Genomic DNA, 17,949 nt, shown 5'->3' with positions numbered 1-17,949 from the left:
ATCAGTTGAAATCTATGGGGGATTTAATGACACTGCCCTTAACGAATCGCGAGCATGGGGACTAACGCTCAGGTTGCGGTCGTGACCACTCGATGTGAATTCTTTACCTACAAGAGGAGCAACATGTCGACAAGATTCAATTTGAAGAAAGTGGCCGCAGCTGTCGCAGGCATCTCTGCGGCATCCCTTGCCCATTCCGCGAATATCACCGTGGCAACGTACGGGGGCGAGTGGGGCGACGCTATCAGGGACTGCATCTCGCAGCCGTTCACCAAGTCAACCGGCATCACCGTGACTCCCGAGCCGGGCGTATCCGGCGTGACACTCGCCAAGCTCAAGCAGCAACGTGGAAATCCGACCATTGACGTCGCATGGCTGGATGGCGGCGTCTCGGAGCTTGCCGCCGAAGCAGGCGTGCTCGATACCCTCGACTCGGCGCGAATGCCGGGCCTGGGCAAGATTATTCCGGAAGGCCTGTACCGCGCTGCCGATGGAAAGCCCTACGCCGTCAGCACCGGCTTCTATGCGCTGGGCCTGGTTTACAACACCAAGGAAGTGAAGACACCGCCCACGTCCTGGAGCGATCTCTGGTCGCCGCAGTATGCCGGCATTGTCACCGTGCCCAGCCCCGCGAACGCGATGGGCATTCCGTTTCTGATGATGATCAATTCCATCGCCGGCGGAACGCCGACTGACCAAAGCAAAGGGATCAGCCGGATGAAGGCGCTCAAGTCCTTCGCATTCTTCGATTCCTCGGGGACCGCGACGAACAGCTTCCAGTCCGGCGAGGTGACGGTCGGCGCGCACTATGCGTCCGCCGCCTGGTCGATGGTGGCCAAGCAGTTGCCGATCGCCTACGTCGTTCCCAAGGAAGGCGCACTGGGGGGCGATATCCGGTTGCACCTGATTCGCGGGACCAAGAACGCGGACGCGGCTCGCGCCTTCATCGACTTTGCGATCGCACCCGCCCGCGCTGCCTGTATGAGCAACCGGCTTTTCATCGGTCCTGCCACGAGCGATGTTGTGCTGACGCCTGAGGCCAAGGCGCGCATGCCCTGGGGGCCGACTGGCTCGGTCAAGAACCTGGTGATCCCGGACTGGAATGCCGTGAACGCCCAGCGTGCTTCCATCAACGATCAGTGGAACAAAGCAATTGCGCGCTGACCTTTACCCCCATCCACACGCCATGAGCGCCACGAGTCATCGACCGCCGCTGATCCGACTCGACCGGATCGTCAAGCAATACGGGGCTTCCACGGTTCTCGACAACGTGAACCTGGACATCCATGCCGGCGAGTTTCTCGCACTGCTGGGCCCCAGCGGGTGTGGAAAGACGACGCTTCTGAGAACCATCGCAGGTTTCGTGACGCCTACCTCAGGGGATCTGACGATCGACAGCCGCTCGGTGCTGGCGGATCCGCCGCACCGACGGCCGGTGAACACGGTGTTCCAGAACTATGCGCTGTTCCCGCACATGACGGTGAATAACAACGTCGCCTTCGGTTTGCGCCGGCTCGGCATTCGCGGCGTCGAACTCGACGAGCAGGTCATGAACGCGCTCGTACTGGTCGGCATGGAGAAGTTTGCGGACCGCTATCCGGCGCAATTGTCGGGTGGCCAACAACAGCGTGTGGCGCTTGCCCGCGCGGTTGTCAACCGGCCGAAGGTGCTTTTGTTGGATGAACCGCTCGCTGCCTTGGACCTGAAGCTGCGAAAGCGAATGCAACTGGAGCTTAAGCGGCTGCACGAGCGACTGGGCATGACCTTCGTGATCGTCACACACGACCAGGAAGAAGCCTTGGTCATGGCCGATCGCATCGTCGTCATGTCGAACGGGCGTATCGAGCAGGTCGGCACCGGGGAAGATATCTACGACAACCCGGCGAGCCGGTTCGTGGCGGATTTCATCGGTGAGGCCAACCTGATTGCCTGCCGCGTGGATGCATCGGGCGTGCTGCGAACCCATCGGGGCGACGTGGTGCTTCCTTACGGCACCACGTCCCCGCGCGAGCAAGACGTCACGCTGATGGTCCGACCCGAACGCATCCAGGTCGTGGAGGGAACCAGGAATCCGGATCTCCTGCACTTCACCGGCATTGTCCGCGACGTTGTGTATGCCGGTCCAATCACGCGGATCTACGTTTCCTGCGACATCGCCGACGAAATTGTGGTGTCGCACAAGAGCACGCAGCGGCAATTTTCTATCGGCGAATCGCTGCCTTTTGCGTGGTCGAGCAGCGACGCCCGGATTCTCACGCATTGATGCGCTCCTTTAACGAAAGCCACGAAATCATGAACAAGCCAATATGCATCCTGACGCCGACCTGCACCCTCGGGTACGGCTTCGATCCAGAAGCGCTCGCCCGCGGTATGTCGCTGCGACCCGATGTCATCGCCGTCGATGCTGGATCGACCGACCCTGGCCCCCATTACCTGGGCTCTGGCGAGCCCCTGGTTTCGCGTTTCGGAATCAAGCGGGAGCTGACGCAGCTCATCAAGGCCGCTTGCGCAGCCAAGATCCCGCTCATCGTTGGCAGCACCGGTGGCGCAGGCACTCGGCGTCACGTCGATGACGTAGCCGAGATTGCCAGGGAGGTCGGCCGGGAGAACGGCCTGACGTTCAAGCTCGCCAAAATCTATTCCGACATTCCGAGTGAGGTCGTCGCTGCCGCAGTGCGCAAAGGCGAGGTCGCGGACTTCGAGGCGGGAGTCGCGCTTTCTGAAGAGGTTGCCTTGGCAAGCGAGACGATTGTCGCGCAGATGGGGCACGAACCCATCGTGGAAGCCTTGGAGCAAGGTGCGCAAGTCATTATCGCCGGACGAGCCTGCGACGATTCAGTGATCGCTGCCTTCCCGATCTGGAAGGGGGCGGATCCTGGCCTGGCAATTCACATGGGCAAGATTCTTGAGTGTGGTGCGTTCTCGGCCGAGCCGCATGGCACCGACGTGATGATGGCGTTTGTGGATGACCACGGATTCACCCTCGAGCCAGGGAGCGTCAACCGTCGGGCGTCCCTGACCTCGGTGGCGGCGCATACCTTGTATGAGCGCGAAAACCCGTTCCTGCAAGCGGGGCCAGGCCATCAATTGGACCTCAGCGAATGCGCGTTCGAACAGATCAACGAGCGTCAGGTGCGTGTCACCGGCTCTCGCTTCTCGGCGACGCCCGACTATTGGGTCAAGCTGGAGGGGGCCCGCTGCGTCGGCTACCGCTCGATCTCGATCGCTGGCGTTCGTTGCCCAACCATGATCTCGCGCATCGACCAGTTACTCGAAGATGCCAAGCGCAACGCACTGGCGTATTTCGCGAGGCCGAGCCTGAAGATTCACTTCCATCTGTATGGCTGCAACGGCGTCATGGGGGCCTTAGAGCCGGTCAAGGGAAATGTGCCTCACGAACTGGGGCTGATCATCGACGTGGTCGATAGCGAGCAACAGGATGCGCACGCCGCTGCCCACTTCATCAGCGGCTCGCTGCTCCATGTCAGCTGGAACGGGCAGTTCAACACCGCCGGCAACCTGGCATTTCCCTATTCGCCCTCGGAGTTGGACGCCGGGCCAGTCTACGAGTTCTCCGCCTACCATCTCATGAAGGTGGCGTCCGCCACAGCGCATTTCCCCGTCCAAATTGAGGTTGTCGCCTGATGAAAACCACTCCTCTTCGAGAAATTGCTTCGATCATCCGGAGCAAGAATGCTGGCCCGTTTCTGCTGACCTTCGACGTGATGTTTGATAGCGACGACGATTTCCAGGCGGTGTGGGCGGGAGGCAGCTTTACCCGCCATAACGTCGCGAAGCTGTTCGATGTCGATGAAGCCTCGGTGACCTCCATCTTCGCGGTACCGCGAGGCCGAGCGATCAAGCTGACCTTGCGGCGTCCCCTTGCGCAGGGGGCATTCGGCGAGTCTGACATGTACGGCTGCCAGCAGCACGCACCGCTTCTGGACTACTACATCAATCTTGCGGGGCGCTGAGCTATGCAAATCGATTGGCGGGCAGCAGCCGTCTTGCTGGCGATCCCTCTACTTTTTCTGCTGGCTTTCTTCGCAGTCCCGTTCGCGGTCGTCATGGTCGACAGCCTGAGTGCCGGCGACGGTGGTTTTGGGGTGAGCCAGTATGCGAAGCTTCTGAGCGACTGGTACTACTTCGACGTGCTGTGGTTCACCTTGCGGGTGTCGTTGTGGGTCACGCTGGTGTCCTTCGTGATTGGGTATGTCCTGGCGTACGTGATGACGCGCATGGTCCAGCGGCGGTGGCTTCGTCGTCTGCTGTACATCGCGGTGATCACGCCGCTCTTCACCAGCAACATCGTGCGCTCGTTCGGGTGGATGATCATCCTGGGCCGAGAGGGCCTCGTGAACCAGTCCCTCTTGTTGGGAGGCATCATCGATCGACCACTCGCGCTGTTGAACAGCGAGCTGAGTATCGTCATTGGTATGAGTTACATCATGACTCCCTTCATGGTGCTGACGATTGCTGCGGTGCTTCAGAACATCGATCGGACGCTTGAGCATGCCGCGCAGGATCTTGGGGCGACACCGGTTGTCTCATTCCTGAAAGTCACCTTTCCGCTGAGCATGCCGGGAGTGATCGCCGGCTCGCTGATCGTGTTTACGCTGAGCGTCAGCGCTTACGTGACTCCTAGCATCCTGAGCGGCGGCAAGAAGACGGTGATGTCGATGCTGATCTATCAGCAATACGCCAGCATTTTCGATTTCCACTTCGGCGCCGCCCTGGCCGTGGCGCTGCTGCTGACGACGCTGGTGCTGCTTGCGCTGTCTTCCATCGCATCGTCGCTGCGCCCGGGAAAGCGAAAACTCTTAGGAGCGACGGTATGAACGCCAATCCCCTTGGTCGATGGCTCCTTGGCGGCGCGGCCGCGCTGGGTGTGATATTCCTGGCGCTGCCGCTCGTGGTCATCGTATCAGCATCCTTTACGGCGACGGAGTATCTCGCGTTTCCGCCACGAGGATTGACGCTGCGCTGGTATGCCCAGTTCTTGCAGGACAGCTCTTATCTGCAGTCCATCGGACTTAGCGCGCAACTGGCTGTGGCCGCGACGGCCACGGCCCTGGTGCTAGGCATCCCGGTAGCGCTGGTACTGGCACGGTCGAAGAACCGGGTCAATACCGCCATCGCTGCGCTGTTCCTGTCACCGCTGGCGCTACCCACTATCGTGATCGGGGCGGCGCTGTTGCAGTTCGCTACCAAGTTTGGATTTGCTCGCACCTGGTTTGCGCTCTACGTCGGCCACTGCGTCCTGGTGATCCCCTACGTCGTTCGAACTGGCCTGGCCTCGCTCGCGGGGTTCCAGTTATCGCTGGAGGAGGCCGCACAGGATCTGGGCGCGGCGCGCGTGCAGACCTTTTTCCTGGTGACGCTTCCGATCATGAAGCCGGGCGTGATTGCTGGCGCTCTGTTTGGACTGATCATTTCCTGGGTCAACGTCGAGTTGAGCATCTTCCATTCGACTGCTGCGCTCATGCCGTTGCCTGTGAAATTGTTCAACTATGTTCAGTACTCGATCGACCCAATGATCGCCGCCGTTTCCGCGGGGACCATCTACGTGGCCGTGGCCGTCGTGCTGGTGATCGACTGGGTTTTTGGAATAGACCGCATCAACGCGGGTTGACACGAAGGAGAAGAATCGGTGGCTACATTTGATATGTTCGGCGATGCCCGCAGCCGGGAACCGCGCGGAGCGCTTTCGGACCTGAAGGTCCTTGAACTCGGCTCGATGCTCGCAGGTCCGTTCGTTGGCACCATGCTGGCAGATTTCGGCGCCCGTGTGATCAAGGTTGAAAAGCCCGGCAAGCCGGATCCACTGCGCGAATGGCCGCCTCACAAGGGGGATCAGCCGCTATGGTGGAAGTCAATGGCGCGCAACAAGCGGTTGGTGACCCTCGATATTTCGCGCGCCGAAGGTCGCGAGGTGCTCCTGGAGATGCTGCAGGACACCGACATTGTCATCGAGAACTTCAAGCCTGGCACGCTTGAGCGCTGGGGCCTTGGCCCGGACGTGTTGGCACAGCAGTTCCCCGAAATCGTCTGGGTCCGCGTCAGCGGCTACGGGCAGTCTGGCCCCATGTCGCAACGAGGTGGCTACGCCACCATCGCGGAGGGATTTAGCGGGCTGGCATCTTTCACGGGCTTTCCCCAAAACGGGCCGTCGGTCTCGGCCTTTCCCATGGGGGACTACCTGGCAGGCATCTTCGGCGCGTTCGGCGCCTTGGCCGCGATTCACAACCGCCTGACCTCCAAGCGTGGCCAAGTGGTTGACGTGAGCCTGTTCGAGCCTCTTTTCCGGATCACCGAATCGGTGGTCCTGCGCTACGACCAGACGGGTGAGAAGAAGCCCAGGCTGGGCAACCAGATGGAGGAAGACGTGCCACGAAACGTATACGCCACCAGCGACGGCAAGGCCATCGCCATCAGTTGCGGTTCGCAGCGCATCTACGAGAACCTGACGAGGGCGATGGATCGTCCGGACCTGCTCACCGACGCGCGGTTCGTCACCATGTCGCTGCGCGTCCAGCATCGGGAGGCGATCGATGCCGAGGTGGCGCAATGGATTGCCGGGCAGTCGGTGGACGAGGCGATGCGTGTGCTTGACCACCATGGCGTGGTGGCCGGCCCCATCCTGGACATCGAGGACATTTTTTCGAATACACACTACGCTGCGCGAGGTGCCATCGCGACCGTGCAAGATCACGACGCGGGGCCGCTTCGCATGCCCTCGCCGGTGCCGAAGCTCTCCGACACGCCGGGAGAGATCAAGTGGGCGGGCGGTTGCCCGGGAACGGATAACGACGAAGTGTTTGGCACTGTGTTCCCGCTGGGCGCGCAGCGCCTGGCCGCATTGCGCACTGCGGGGGTGATCTGATGACCACCCATCTCAGCGGTGAAGTCGGTATCGTGGGCTACGGCCAGACGTTATACGAAAAGAAAACCGATCGCACGCTGATCGGCTTGTTTGCCGATGCGGCGCGCCGTGCATTGCACAGTTCTGGCCTGAGTAAGGGCGATATCGACGGACTGTCGGTGTGTTCCTTCGTCCTGCCGCCAGACAATGCAGTTACCCTCGCGGAGCAGTTTGGCCTGGCGATCAACTGGGGCTACTACGGCACTGCCGGTGGCGCAGGCCCGGTCGCGGCCGTGTTGGATGCGGTTCGTGCCATCGAGGCGGGGCGCGCCACCACCGTGCTCTGCCTGGCGGGTGACAACTACGACATCGCGGGCCATTACTCGCTGATGGACCAATTCAATTCGGCTCTGAGTTCCTATGGAACCCCCAACGGGTTTGGCGGCGCAAACGGCCTTTTCGGCATCGTTCAGCGAAAGCACATGCTCACTTACGGGACACGGCGCTCGCAGCTCGGACGGATTTCCATCGGGCAGCGGCGCAGCGCACAAAGGAATCCGAATGCGCTCCTGCGCGGCCCCCTGACCTTGGACGAGTACCTTGAGGCGCGGATGATCGCGGACCCCATCGGCTTGTACGACTGCGTGCTGCCTTGCACCGGTGCCGAGGCTGTCATCGTGACGGCCCTGGATCGCGTACCTAGCGACAAGCGGGTGCGTATTCTCTCCGGCCATGAAAGGCACAATGACCCGGCCGGCGAGATCGCACCGTTGCATGGCGGCTGGACCGGATTCCGGGATCGGCTATTTTCCGAGGCGGGCAAGGACCACGCCCAGATAGACCTGGTTCAGGCCTATGACGACTACCCGATCATGGTAGCGATCCAACTTGAGGATCTTGGCTTCTGCGAAAAGGGAAAAGTCGGCGAGTTTCTCGACAAGCATGATTTCGCATTCGACGGCAGCTTTCCACTGAACACCAACGGTGGGCAGCTCTCGTGCGGACAGGCCGGGGCAGGGGGGGGGATGATCGGGCTAACGGAAGCGATTCGTCAATTGCGCGGCGAGGCTGGGGACTTCCAGGTCGAGAGCGCGCGTTGTTGTCTCGTCTCCGGCTACGGCATGGTCGGATACGGCCATGGACTTTCCAGTAGTGCCATGATCCTGGAGAACACAAAGTGACTGCCACGCTTACGAAGCCTTATCCGCAACCCCGTGAAACGCCTGAGAACGCAACGTACCTGCGGGGATGGCGCAGCGGAAAGTTGATGCTGCAGCGCTGTGCTTGCTGCGACCGAGCTGTCTTCTATCCACGGCCGATGTGTCCGCATTGCTGGAGCGACTCACTGCTGTGGGATGAGGCCGGAGGCGTGGGTACGGTAGTATCGTTCAGCCTGGTGCGCCGCCCCAATCACCCGGTATTCAACGATGAGGTGCCGATCGTGCTGGCTGAAATTCTCCTGGAGGAGAACGTCGCCATGCTGGCAAGGGTTCTCGATGGCATCCCCACGATCGGGGCTCGCGTGGTGCTGGCGTCGGATCCCGAGACGGTGAAGCGCTATCCGCTGCCGGCCTTCCGGCTCGCTCCCTGATAGCTCGTAAAAATCCGGCCCCCTCCACATGCAGTCAGCGGCGATGGTTATCTGTGCACTGGCGCTCGTGGGGGTGAACCTGCGCGCATCCTTGATGGCGGTCACGCCGCTACTGCCTGCGATTCAGTCGGACTTGCAGCTTTCCGCTGCCCACGCAGGGCTGGTGATCTCCCTACCGGTACTGCTGTTGGGTTTGGCGCCTGCGGTCAGCGGCAGGCTGGCCCGGTCGATCAGTGCTTGCCGTGTCGTCGCCCTGGCCATGGCGGGGGCATGCCTGGGCATCGTGCTCAGGTCACTCGCGGGTGCCGGACCGCTGGGGTGGTCCTGTTTCGTGCTGGGAACGGTGGTGCTCGGCACGTGCCTCGGGGCGGCGAACGCGACGTTACCAGCCATCATCAAGCCGTTGCGGCCGCCCTCGCAGGTCGCCGCGGCGGGATTGCTGAATGTCACGTTGTGCCTTGGAGGGGCACTAGCGGCGATTGTGTCGCCGATGATATCCAGCTTCTTGGGAAACCGCTGGGCGCCAGCGCTTGCGGTCTGGGCCATCCCGGCGGCAGTCTGCGCAGTCGTGTGGTGGCGACTACACGGCGTGCAGCAAGCGCCCTCGGATGTGGCTGCGCGGCCCGCCCGCCTGAGCCTGAGTCCTCTCGCCATCGCGCTCGGGTTGAACATGGCCGCCCAGTCGTTTCTCTCGCAGGCCACCACGGCGTGGCTGCCGACCGTTCTCGTCTCTCATGGTCTCACTCGACAGGACGCTGGCGGATTCCTCGCGACGTTGATGGTGGCGCAACTGTTGACGGCGCTGTTCGGCCCTTGGGTGGCGAATCGGATGTCGAACCAGCGAGCGGTGATGGCCAGCATGTACGGCCTCGGGCTGGCAGGGTTCGCTGGCTGTACACAACTCCACGCGCCATGGAATTGGTGTGCGGCTGTCTTGTTGGGGCTCGGACAAGGGGGCACATTCAGCGTGGCATTGCATCTGGTCGTTTTGCGCGCCGGGAATTCTGCCGATGCCCGCGCCCTTGGGTTCAGCACGCAGTTGCTTGGCTACACGATTTCCGCATCTGCGCCATTTCTGTTCGGGATGCTGCGGGATCAGACGCACAGTTGGGGCTTCGCGCTTCCTGCCTACTCCCTCGTCACGTTACTGGGCCTGCGCGCCGCGCACGCGGCGGCTGCGCCATCAAGACCTCTCCTCAATAAGTCATTTGATATCGATAAGGACTGACCATGCAAATCATCGATCCTGAGCAAACGCGCTCGCGGCTCCCCTTCGATGCCCTAGTTCAGGCGTTGAGGGCCATGTTCATCGAGGGATGTGAGGTGCCCACGCGTCACATCCACCGCATCGACACCACGGGCGATGCGGCGACGATGCTGCTGATGCCAGCATGGAGAAAAGGGGGAAGACTCGGGCTCAAACTCGTGAACGTTTTCCCATCGAATGCAGGTACGGGTATCCCGGCGCTGCATTCTTCCTATCTCCTCTACGATGCCAGTACTGGCGTTCCGCTCGCGCAGATCGACGGCAACGAGATCACGTCACGACGCACAGCCGCGGCCTCGGCGCTCGCCGCGTCGATGCTAGCCAATGAATCTGCACGACGTTTACTTGTCGTGGGGGCGGGACGGGTCGCCAGCTTGCTGCCCGACGCATATCGCGCGGTGCGCGACATTCGCAACGTCGACGTCTGGGACATCGACAGGACGCTGGCCGAACAAATGGTGATTCGTCTTCGGGCAGATGGATTTGATGCCAACGTGGCTGGGTCGCTGGAGGGGGCCGCTCGCCATGCGGACATCATTACCTGCGCGACCCTTTCGCGGGAACCGCTGATTCTTGGGGCCTGGCTGCAACCTGGTGTGCACTTGGACCTCATTGGCGGATTCACCCCGGAGATGCGAGAGTCGGATGACGACTGCTACCGAAACACCCGGGTGTTTATCGATACAGAGGAGGCTCTCCTTAAGGCCGGCGACCTGCTTGGTCCGATCCACGCTGGCGTGCTCACGCGGCAAGACGTACTTGCGACGCTCGAAGACCTGTGCAGCAAGCGGCATCCAGGACGCCAATCGAAGTCGGATATTACGGTTTACAAATCGGTCGGTACGGCGCTCGAGGATTTGGCTGCGGCTTGTCTTGTGTATGACGCCAGCCCGGGGAGGGCGCCCACCTTCGACGCTGACGTCACAGGCTTGTAATACGCGGCCCGACGTAGCGCATCGATTTGGTGCGAGAGTGGCCGGACGGGCGAATAGAGCTTGTCGACGTCGATGAGAACAGGCTCGTTATCGTGCTTTCGAGGGTGAGTCTCCCAGGGAGTCGGGAGACCTATCAGAGGGATGTCTCATGGGCGAAAACCGTCTGATCTTTACCGAGCGCTTTGGCTCGGTACATCGCGCTATCAGTGCGCCGCATGATGGAGGGAATATCGAGAGGCTCGTCCTCGGCGCCGACAGACAGCAGGCAGACGCCGATGCTGGCTGAAACGGAAATGGGATGTTCGTCGATGGTATGGATGCCCTTCAAAATCGAGTGAACACCCTCGGCAATGGTTCGTGCGTCCGAGCTGCCATGTACCTGGCGCGCCAAAATCACGAACTCATCGCCTCCCAAACGAGAGAGCGTATCGCCTCGGCGCATCCGGGCACGTAACGCGTGGGCAAAGTGCTGAAGCAGTTTGTCCCCCACACCATGCCCATATGCGTCGTTCACTTCCTTAAAGCCGTCCAAATCGACGAGCAAAAGGGCCGCTTGCCCCGCCTCGCCATCCGGGGTGCGAAGCGCCTGTGCAATGGACTGCTCGAGGCACAGACGATTGCTAAGGCCGGTCAGGGGGTCGGTGGCCGCTCGCTTTTCGAGCCTATGAACCAACACCGCCAAATAGATTGAGGTTGCAGCGACGCCCAAAACTATGCCCAGGCCGGCTAAGGGGTTCGTTTGCCACCAAGGTTCCCACCGCATCAGGCCCGCGAGGCCCACAAGCGCAACCGCGCACGAGAGCGCCAACATGCGTTTGCCATACCGGCAGCCTGCGCCGACCAGGAACCAGAAAAAAGCCCAGAGCATGGGCAAGGCAACCCGCCCGCCTACGGCTAACGCCATTACAACCGAGGCTTGGTCAATGACGGTCGAAGTGACCAAGCGTATTCGTGACGGAGCCGGCATGACGTTGATGGACGCATACGTCACCAGGCTAAAGACAAGGTAGAAGACGCACGCCCAGAGTAGTGCGTAGGCCTCTTGCGTATGTTCAAACAAAGTGACGAACAGATAGGCGAGCAGCGCAAGCGGGCTCAGAAATATGCGCAGTAGCGCCTGCTCCCTTTCCGGCGGCCTCTCGGAGATGCTCCAAACGTTCGCCCCGCGCCAGCCCCATACATCTGACCCGTTCATATGAATCCCAAAGCGTATTCTTGTTGTTGCCTGTCAGTGTATCCCACGCATACGTCATCGCGATTTCAATCGAACCACCACCTTGTTCACTGAGCGTGCTGACCGAGACGGGGCACGCTTCGTCAGCCTCAGGGCGAGCGTCGTTCCCGATTGCGCCTGGGCCGGAGGCCTGTCCGCACCAACACTCAGGAACTTGAGGCGCATCTCAACCTCGCACCTCGAACGCCTCAACGGCATTGCAGAACTGGTGGGAGCGCGATCAAGGAAACAGCGTGGCCGCTCCACCACGACGAAAAAGGCCCATCTCGATGGATGGGCCACAAATCCGTGGAGCGGGGGGCACGACATTGCGTCACGGTCATGCCAGTCTATGCGTAATAGCTCGCGGAAAAGCTAAGGAATACCCTACCAGACCAAACGTGCGTTTGAAAAAGTGCTGGGTTAAACGTCTCAGAAGGGGGCAGGAACCCCGGAAAATTTCGCCGCGGGTGCATGTGACGCGAAAGGGGAAAGGTCAGCCAAGGAGAACGTATGCCTCGCAAACCAAAAGCTGAGCAGGTAGATCTTCCGGCGATTTCGTCCGAGCTGCTTGAGCAGTTCGTCACACTTGACGACAGGAGCACCGATTCAGATTCCTCGGTGATTTGACACCGGCACTGACCTATTGTCTCTGTGACAGGCTGTCTGGACCGGCCAGCCTTTCGTAGGCATCTTCGATGGGGATGCGGACAAAATCTTGGACTACTTTGGAGGTAGTCCATGTATTCATACCAAGAACGCGTTCGGGCGGTCGAGTTGTACCTGAAACTCGGGAAACGCAGCAAAGCGACCATTCGCCAGTTGGGTTACCCGACGAAGAATTCTCTCAAGGCGTGGTGTAACGAATTCGAGAAGAGTGGCGATCTGCAGAGGGGGTATGTTCGCGTAAAGCCGAAGTACTCAGAAGAACAGAAGAACGTAGCACTCGAGCATTACGTCAATCACGGGCGCTGCTTCGCCTTCACCCTCAGGACATTGGGCTATCCCTGTCGCCAGATACTAACGGAGTGGGTTCGCGAGCGCTATCCGGAAACCAGGAAATGCGTGGTTGGCAAGGCCGGTCAACCAACTGCTGCATTGGTGTCCAAGCAGGCTGCGGTGTACGAATTGTGCACACGGGAAGGAAGTGCAGAGGCGGTGGCCCGAAAGCTGGACGTCGACAGGGTGACGCTGTACAACTGGAAGAACCAGTTACTCGGCCGAGAGGCTCCTGCATCCATGAAACGCGACAAAGGCTCGCCCGCAGAGACAGATCGGGACGAACTGGAACGGCAGGTCGAAGCGCTCCAGCGCAACATTCGCAATCTGCAGCTTGAACAGGACCTGTTGAAGAAGGCGAATGAACTCCTAAAAAAATGACCTGGGCGTCGACCTGCAACTCCTGAGCAACCGGGAGAAGACGACGCTGGTTGACGCCCTGAGAGAGCAGTACGTTTTGGCTGAGCTGCTTGAGCAACTGGACTTGGCGCGCAGCTCCTATTTCTACCATCGGTCGCCCATGCGGGTTGCCGACAAATATGCCGAAGTTCGTCGTACCGTTGCGGAAATCTTCGAGGACAATCACCGATCCTACGGCTATCGTCGGGTGCAGGCAGCGCTCAGCAGACAACGGGTGTTCCTATCGGAGAAAGTCGTGCGTCGCCTCATGAAACAAGGCGGCCTCTACGCGGCGAGGCCCAAGCGGCGCCGATATCGTTCTTATGTCGGGGAAATTAGCCCTGCCCCAGATAACATCATCAATCGCGATTTCCACGCTACCGCCCCCAACGAAAAGTGGCTGACGGATATCTCCGAGTTCCAGATCCCGGCCGGGAAGGTATATCTATCGCCCATGATCGACTGCTTCGATGGCATGGTAGTCAGTTGGTCGATTGGCACAAGCCCCGACGCCGAGCTCGTGAATACCATGTTAGATGCGGCTATCGAGACCGTGACCGAGGACGATGAGAAGCCGGTCGTGCATTCCGATCGGGGTGGCCACTACCGTTGGCCAGGCTGGCTATCGCGAGTTGCAAAGGCTAATCTGATTCGATCCATGTCGCGTAAAGCCTGCTCACCAGACAACGCGGCCTGTGAAGGATTCTTCGGAAGGCTGAAGACCGAGATGTTCTATCCAGGGGACTGGCGTTCGACGACCATCGCGCAATTCGCAGAGGCACTGAACGCCTACATTCGCTGGTACAACGAAAAGCGGATCAAGGGCTCCCTTGGCTATCTCAGCCCCATCGAGTACCGTGAAAGCCTCGGGTTAACAACGTAAATCAGTCCAAGAAAATAGCCGCATCCCCCATTAGCACTGCGCCCATCGTCGGTGCCGCCAGGTGGCTCGCGAAATAGCGGTGGCTGTCCCGATCGATTACTGCAACTGAACTGTATCGCCGGGTTCGATGCTGCTTTAAGTGTTGTCTGGACAGCTCGAAGAGACGCAACCACAATTCGTAATCCATTAGTATCTCGACGGTGCGCTCAGACGTTGATGGTTTGTCGTCTGTGTCTCTTGGCCGGACGACCGGCGATCTGCACCCTATACAGGCCAGTCCGCCAGCTTGGAACGCTCATCTACAGGCAGTTTCGCGCCAATCGCAAAAGATTTCGGCCTCTCGGGAGCGGAGAGGCGAGCTGACGTCCAGCGCGAAAGGTCGGCAATAAGTACCGCCTGATCAGCCCCCGCCACTGGGACAACGAATGCCTTGAGTCGCTCACCTTCGTGCTGCTTCATCAGGCGGACGGCGGCGTCTTCGACCTGCGGATGTCGCAATAGCACTTCGCGGACGTGCTCCGGGAAGACATTGACGCCCGCTACCTGGACCGCATTGTCAAGTCGGGCACAAATTGTGAAGTGCCCCTGATCTGTCCATTCCAACCGGTCTTGCAGCGTTACGTTTCTTTCACCACCGTCGCTTGCCCGTCGGATAAGACGCAGGGGATTCGTAGCGTCCCGAAGCCAAAAAGGCATCAGTTGGAAGGGCTGCATGGATGTATCACGAAAACCAACGCCTGCAGTCTCGGAGCTTCCATATATCTGCATCAGACGCTGCAGGCCACTTTCGGCAGTAAGCGCTTGCGCCAGTTCGGGGGGGCAAGGGGCGGTTGATGTCACCCCGGATACCCCTCCAGGAAGCGCTCCAGCATAACGGGCAACCAGCTGACCTCCCCCCGGATAACCGAGCACTTTGGCCTAGAGATTTCCGGCTTCAAGGTGGGCAAGTCGGAACTCACCCGGAGTCAAATCGCCTAGCGAACTATGCGGTCTGAAGTCGTTGTAATCCTGTCGCCAGCCTTCTATCTTTTCTCGGGCATCGTCCAGTGACAAAAACCAATGCACGTTCAGGCATTCATCCCGAAAACTGCCATTAAATGACTCGATGAACGGATTGTCCGTGGGTTTGCCGGGACGGGAGAAGTCCAACGTTACGCCATTTTCATACGCCCAGTGATCCAGCGCATGAGAAATAAATTCGCTCCCATTATCGACCTGTATCCGTTTCGGGGTACCTCGCAGCGCTTTTAGATGTCCCATCGTTGCCACCACATCGGCAGCCTTCAAGGCGTAATCGACGGTGATCGCCAAGCTCTCCCGACTAAAGTTATCGACCACAGTTAAGGCCCGGATTTTCTGCCCGTTGAACAACTGATCGGCAACGAAATCCATGCTCCAGCACGCATTCACCGTAGAGATTTCGGGGCGCTCCATACGGTGTGCGGCAGCCACACGACGGCGAGGCCGCTTACGCCTTAGGTTCAGCCCCTCTTCACAGTAGATTCGGTAGGTCTTCTTGTGATTGATCAACCAGCCTTCGCGTCGCAGTAGAACGTGAATGCGCTCTACGCCATAACGTATCCGAGTTTCGGCAATCTCTCGGATGCGCCGACGCTCAGCACGGTCATCACGTGGGCTCGGCACATAGAAGTACGTGGCCTGGCGTAGCTGCAATAGTGCTGTCGCCCGCCGGATGCTCACCCGATACGCTTGAATCAAAAAATCAGCCAGCTCGCGCTTACGGGCTGGCTTCACAGCTTTTTTTGCACCACCTCCTGAAGCATCTGCTTGTCCAGGCTGAGATCGGCAACCATGCGCTTGAGTCGGGCGTTCTCCTCTTCGAGTTGCTTTAGGCGCCGCAACTCAGAAACCCCGAGGCCGCCGTACTTCTTCTTCCAGTTGTAGAACGTGGCTTCGGAAATACCCATCTTCCGACACACTTCTGCCACGGTGGTACCCAGTTCGGCCTGCTTCAGCGCAAACGCGATCTGCTCTTCCGTGTACCTCGATTTCTTCATGCAAACCTCCCGCCCGTCAGGGCTTCAAATTTGCCAGAAATCTCCAGCTTTCGGTGCTACGGTTTTTCGGGGGGAGGTCAGTCCGCCAGAAATCGCGCCAATGCTCCGCGTGGTTCGTACCATTCGCTGGTAGACGGCAACAGTGACGAGCTCAATTTTAGATCCGCTTCACAAAGATCCAGTAGGTGTCGCCAGAGATGGCTTTCTTCATGTGAACTTTCACCTTGGTGGGTACCATCTGATGGTCGAATACATATTCGAACAGCGTGCTCAGATCCCCACTTTTTACCCCTGCGTCAAATACGCCCCTGAATTCCGGACGGTTTGTACACGGGGCCACGTCCCGGAAAAAATTCTTACCCGCCATCGCTTTTGGGTCGCGCCCGGTGATCGCACCTTCCGTGGCGTTATATTTCAGAATTTTCCCCGTCGAATCGACCTCGATTGCTCCAAACGATAGCCCATCGAGTTGGGTTGAGCTCATTCGCCCAAGTACGTTTTCGATATCATCTTTGCCAAACGTAACGATTTCCATAAGGCCTTCAGGTTTAGAGTTTTATTCTACGGGTCCCAAGCCAGCTGTTCGGCTCAACTGCGTTAACGGCGAAGCTTGTCCGAACTTGAGGTAGAGTCAAGACGTCCCCTGTGCGCGCTGCCGGTTGGAGATTCATTCAATTTATTTACTGGATGCGCGTCTTGCATGCCTGCCGGATAACAGTCGCTGATGATAGACCAATTTTCTCTTGAGCCCCGCTCAGAACGAGTCACTGAGGGCGGGCAACCTCGCCAACAGAATGCCCGTTATCTGAGCGTAGCCAACGCTCGAACGTCCGATGCACCCCACCGGTAAGTGACGGTTCGTGGCCGACAGTGCCTTCCCGTGCGCGATGAACATACGCGGCGACGTTGAGGCGCTGAAATGTTGTGCCGGAAAATATGACCTACGAGCAAGACGGTCGCATTCAGGCAGTCGGATGGTGACTTGCCATCAGGCGAAATACGACATTTCATCGATTGTTGGAATCGATTTGAAAGCCGGTTTCGCGAAAAAATAGCCTTGCATCAGACTCACTCCATGCGCAACAAAGAAGTCGCGCTCGCCTTTGGTCTCGATGCCTTCCGCGACCACACGGATGCCAAGGTCGTGGCACATTGATATGACACTTCGCACGATGCGCTGACGCACCGAGTCGGTGTCGATGCCGCGGAGAAGCCCCATATCGAGCTTGATGATGTCGGGCTGAAAATCCACCAGAAGCGCAAGCCCCGAGTAACCAGCCCCAAAATCATCAATCGCGGTCAGAAAGCCGTATTCCTTGTAGGCCCTGAAAATATGGACCAGGTGAGTGCGGTCGGCCAGATGCTCGCCCTCGACCGTCTCGAATATGATTCTTTCAATCGGGAAACCATTCGCGTGCGCTGCGTCCAGGGTGCTCCTTATACAGACCTCCGGTCGATAGACCGCGTTAGGCATGAAATTGATGGACAGAAACGCTTCAAGACCTAACGCAGCAGCACTGGCGATTGCCGTCTTCCGGCATTGTTGGTCGAACTGGTATTTCACTCCATCATCAATTTGCGATAGCACGGAATGCGCGGACTCCCCGTTCGCACCACGTACCAACGCCTCGCAAGCGAACACCGCCCTGGCGCTAACGTCAACGATTGGCTGAAATGCAAAATCTATCTCGACTGGCAAGGGCGTCGTGTCCTTGCATCCAGAACATTTTTTCGATTGACTGGCCACCTCGTCGTGGCTATGAATCTTGAAAGAAGCCATCT

Annotated in this window: 17 protein-coding genes; 12 read left to right on the top strand and 5 right to left on the bottom strand. The window is 59.3% G+C overall.

The annotated features are described in order from the left end of the window. The first annotated feature begins 123 nt into the window (after window positions 1-123). Genes PEP31012_RS00445 through lhpI form a run of 11 tightly spaced genes read left to right on the top strand, consistent with a single transcriptional unit; the run spans window position 124 to window position 10,655 of the window. A complete protein-coding gene (locus PEP31012_RS00445; protein ID WP_150587410.1) occupies window positions 124-1,164 on the top strand; it encodes an ABC transporter substrate-binding protein in 1,041 nt (346 codons plus the stop codon). A gap of 22 nt (window positions 1,165-1,186) precedes the next feature. Beyond that, window positions 1,187-2,263 (top strand): ABC transporter ATP-binding protein, encoded by a 1,077-nt coding sequence (locus tag PEP31012_RS00440; RefSeq protein WP_150587409.1) that lies wholly within the window; start codon window positions 1,187-1,189, stop codon window positions 2,261-2,263. A gap of 29 nt (window positions 2,264-2,292) precedes the next feature. Next, window positions 2,293-3,645, top strand: coding sequence for an acyclic terpene utilization AtuA family protein (locus tag PEP31012_RS00435; RefSeq protein ID WP_150587408.1), 1,353 nt, complete (start codon window positions 2,293-2,295; stop codon window positions 3,643-3,645). Further along, window positions 3,645-3,974, top strand: coding sequence for a DUF4387 domain-containing protein (locus tag PEP31012_RS00430; protein WP_150587407.1), 330 nt, complete (start codon window positions 3,645-3,647; stop codon window positions 3,972-3,974). Before PEP31012_RS00435 ends, PEP31012_RS00430 begins: the two co-directional genes overlap by 1 nt. A gap of 3 nt (window positions 3,975-3,977) precedes the next feature. Further along, on the top strand, window positions 3,978-4,838 hold the full coding sequence (locus PEP31012_RS00425; RefSeq protein ID WP_150587406.1) for an ABC transporter permease: 861 nt from the start codon (window positions 3,978-3,980) through the stop codon (window positions 4,836-4,838). Next, window positions 4,835-5,632 carry an ABC transporter permease gene (locus tag PEP31012_RS00420; RefSeq protein WP_150587405.1) on the top strand — a complete coding sequence of 266 codons (798 nt, stop codon included), beginning with the start codon at window positions 4,835-4,837 and terminating at the stop codon, window positions 5,630-5,632. The genes PEP31012_RS00425 and PEP31012_RS00420 overlap by 4 nt, the downstream gene beginning before the upstream one ends. A gap of 18 nt (window positions 5,633-5,650) precedes the next feature. Beyond that, window positions 5,651-6,883 (top strand): CaiB/BaiF CoA transferase family protein, encoded by a 1,233-nt coding sequence (locus PEP31012_RS00415; RefSeq protein ID WP_150587404.1) that lies wholly within the window; start codon window positions 5,651-5,653, stop codon window positions 6,881-6,883. Continuing rightward, the gene (locus PEP31012_RS00410; protein ID WP_150587403.1) at window positions 6,883-8,043 is read left to right on the top strand and encodes a thiolase family protein; all 1,161 of its coding nucleotides are present in this window, start codon (window positions 6,883-6,885) and stop codon (window positions 8,041-8,043) included. The genes PEP31012_RS00415 and PEP31012_RS00410 overlap by 1 nt, the downstream gene beginning before the upstream one ends. Continuing rightward, entirely contained in the window at window positions 8,040-8,453 is a 414-nt protein-coding gene (locus PEP31012_RS23855) for a Zn-ribbon domain-containing OB-fold protein (RefSeq protein WP_150587402.1), read from the top strand. The genes PEP31012_RS00410 and PEP31012_RS23855 overlap by 4 nt, the downstream gene beginning before the upstream one ends. Window positions 8,454-8,481: 28 nt before the next feature. Beyond that, a complete protein-coding gene (locus PEP31012_RS00400; RefSeq protein WP_150587401.1) occupies window positions 8,482-9,681 on the top strand; it encodes an MFS transporter in 1,200 nt (399 codons plus the stop codon). Window positions 9,682-9,683: 2 nt separating this feature from the next. Further along, window positions 9,684-10,655: a bifunctional Delta(1)-pyrroline-2-carboxylate/Delta(1)-piperideine-2-carboxylate reductase gene (gene lhpI, locus PEP31012_RS00395; RefSeq protein ID WP_150587400.1), complete on the top strand. Its 972-nt coding sequence runs from the start codon at window positions 9,684-9,686 to the stop codon at window positions 10,653-10,655. Between the two features lie 133 nt (window positions 10,656-10,788). On the opposite strand, the gene PEP31012_RS00390 is transcribed toward lhpI, so the two are convergent. Continuing rightward, entirely contained in the window at window positions 10,789-11,850 is a 1,062-nt protein-coding gene (locus PEP31012_RS00390; RefSeq protein WP_150587399.1) for a GGDEF domain-containing protein, read from the bottom strand. Window positions 11,851-12,609: 759 nt separating this feature from the next. Here PEP31012_RS00390 and PEP31012_RS00385 point away from each other — a divergent pair. Beyond that, window positions 12,610-14,149, top strand: a protein-coding gene (locus PEP31012_RS00385; RefSeq protein WP_150587398.1) for an IS3 family transposase whose coding sequence is annotated in 2 segments (ribosomal slippage) — window positions 12,610-13,245 and window positions 13,247-14,149 — 1,539 coding nt in all. Because the reading frame shifts where the segments join, the coding sequence is not laid out codon by codon here. A gap of 264 nt (window positions 14,150-14,413) precedes the next feature. Here the strand turns inward: PEP31012_RS00385 and PEP31012_RS00380 are convergent. The 4 genes from PEP31012_RS00380 to PEP31012_RS00365 all read right to left on the bottom strand — a co-directional run bounded on the left by PEP31012_RS00380 (window position 14,414) and on the right by PEP31012_RS00365 (window position 17,947). Further along, a complete protein-coding gene (locus PEP31012_RS00380; RefSeq protein WP_174978058.1) occupies window positions 14,414-14,863 on the bottom strand; it encodes an AMP-binding enzyme in 450 nt (149 codons plus the stop codon). A gap of 204 nt (window positions 14,864-15,067) precedes the next feature. Beyond that, window positions 15,068-16,167, bottom strand: a protein-coding gene (locus tag PEP31012_RS00375; protein WP_150587396.1) for an IS3 family transposase whose coding sequence is annotated in 2 segments (ribosomal slippage) — window positions 15,068-15,906 and window positions 15,906-16,167 — 1,101 coding nt in all. Because the reading frame shifts where the segments join, the coding sequence is not laid out codon by codon here. Window positions 16,168-16,324: 157 nt separating this feature from the next. Beyond that, the gene (gene pyp / locus PEP31012_RS00370; protein WP_150587395.1) at window positions 16,325-16,702 is read right to left on the bottom strand and encodes a photoactive yellow protein; all 378 of its coding nucleotides are present in this window, start codon (window positions 16,700-16,702) and stop codon (window positions 16,325-16,327) included. Between the two features lie 453 nt (window positions 16,703-17,155). Beyond that, a complete protein-coding gene (locus PEP31012_RS00365; RefSeq protein WP_150587394.1) occupies window positions 17,156-17,947 on the bottom strand; it encodes an EAL domain-containing protein in 792 nt (263 codons plus the stop codon). Window positions 17,948-17,949: the final 2 nt, after the last annotated feature.

This window comes from Pandoraea eparura, from assembly GCF_902459725.1.
GTDB lineage: Bacteria > Pseudomonadota > Gammaproteobacteria > Burkholderiales > Burkholderiaceae > Pandoraea > Pandoraea eparura.
Note: the sequence above shows the minus strand (reverse complement) of the source record. Positions and strands in the feature narration are given on the sequence as shown.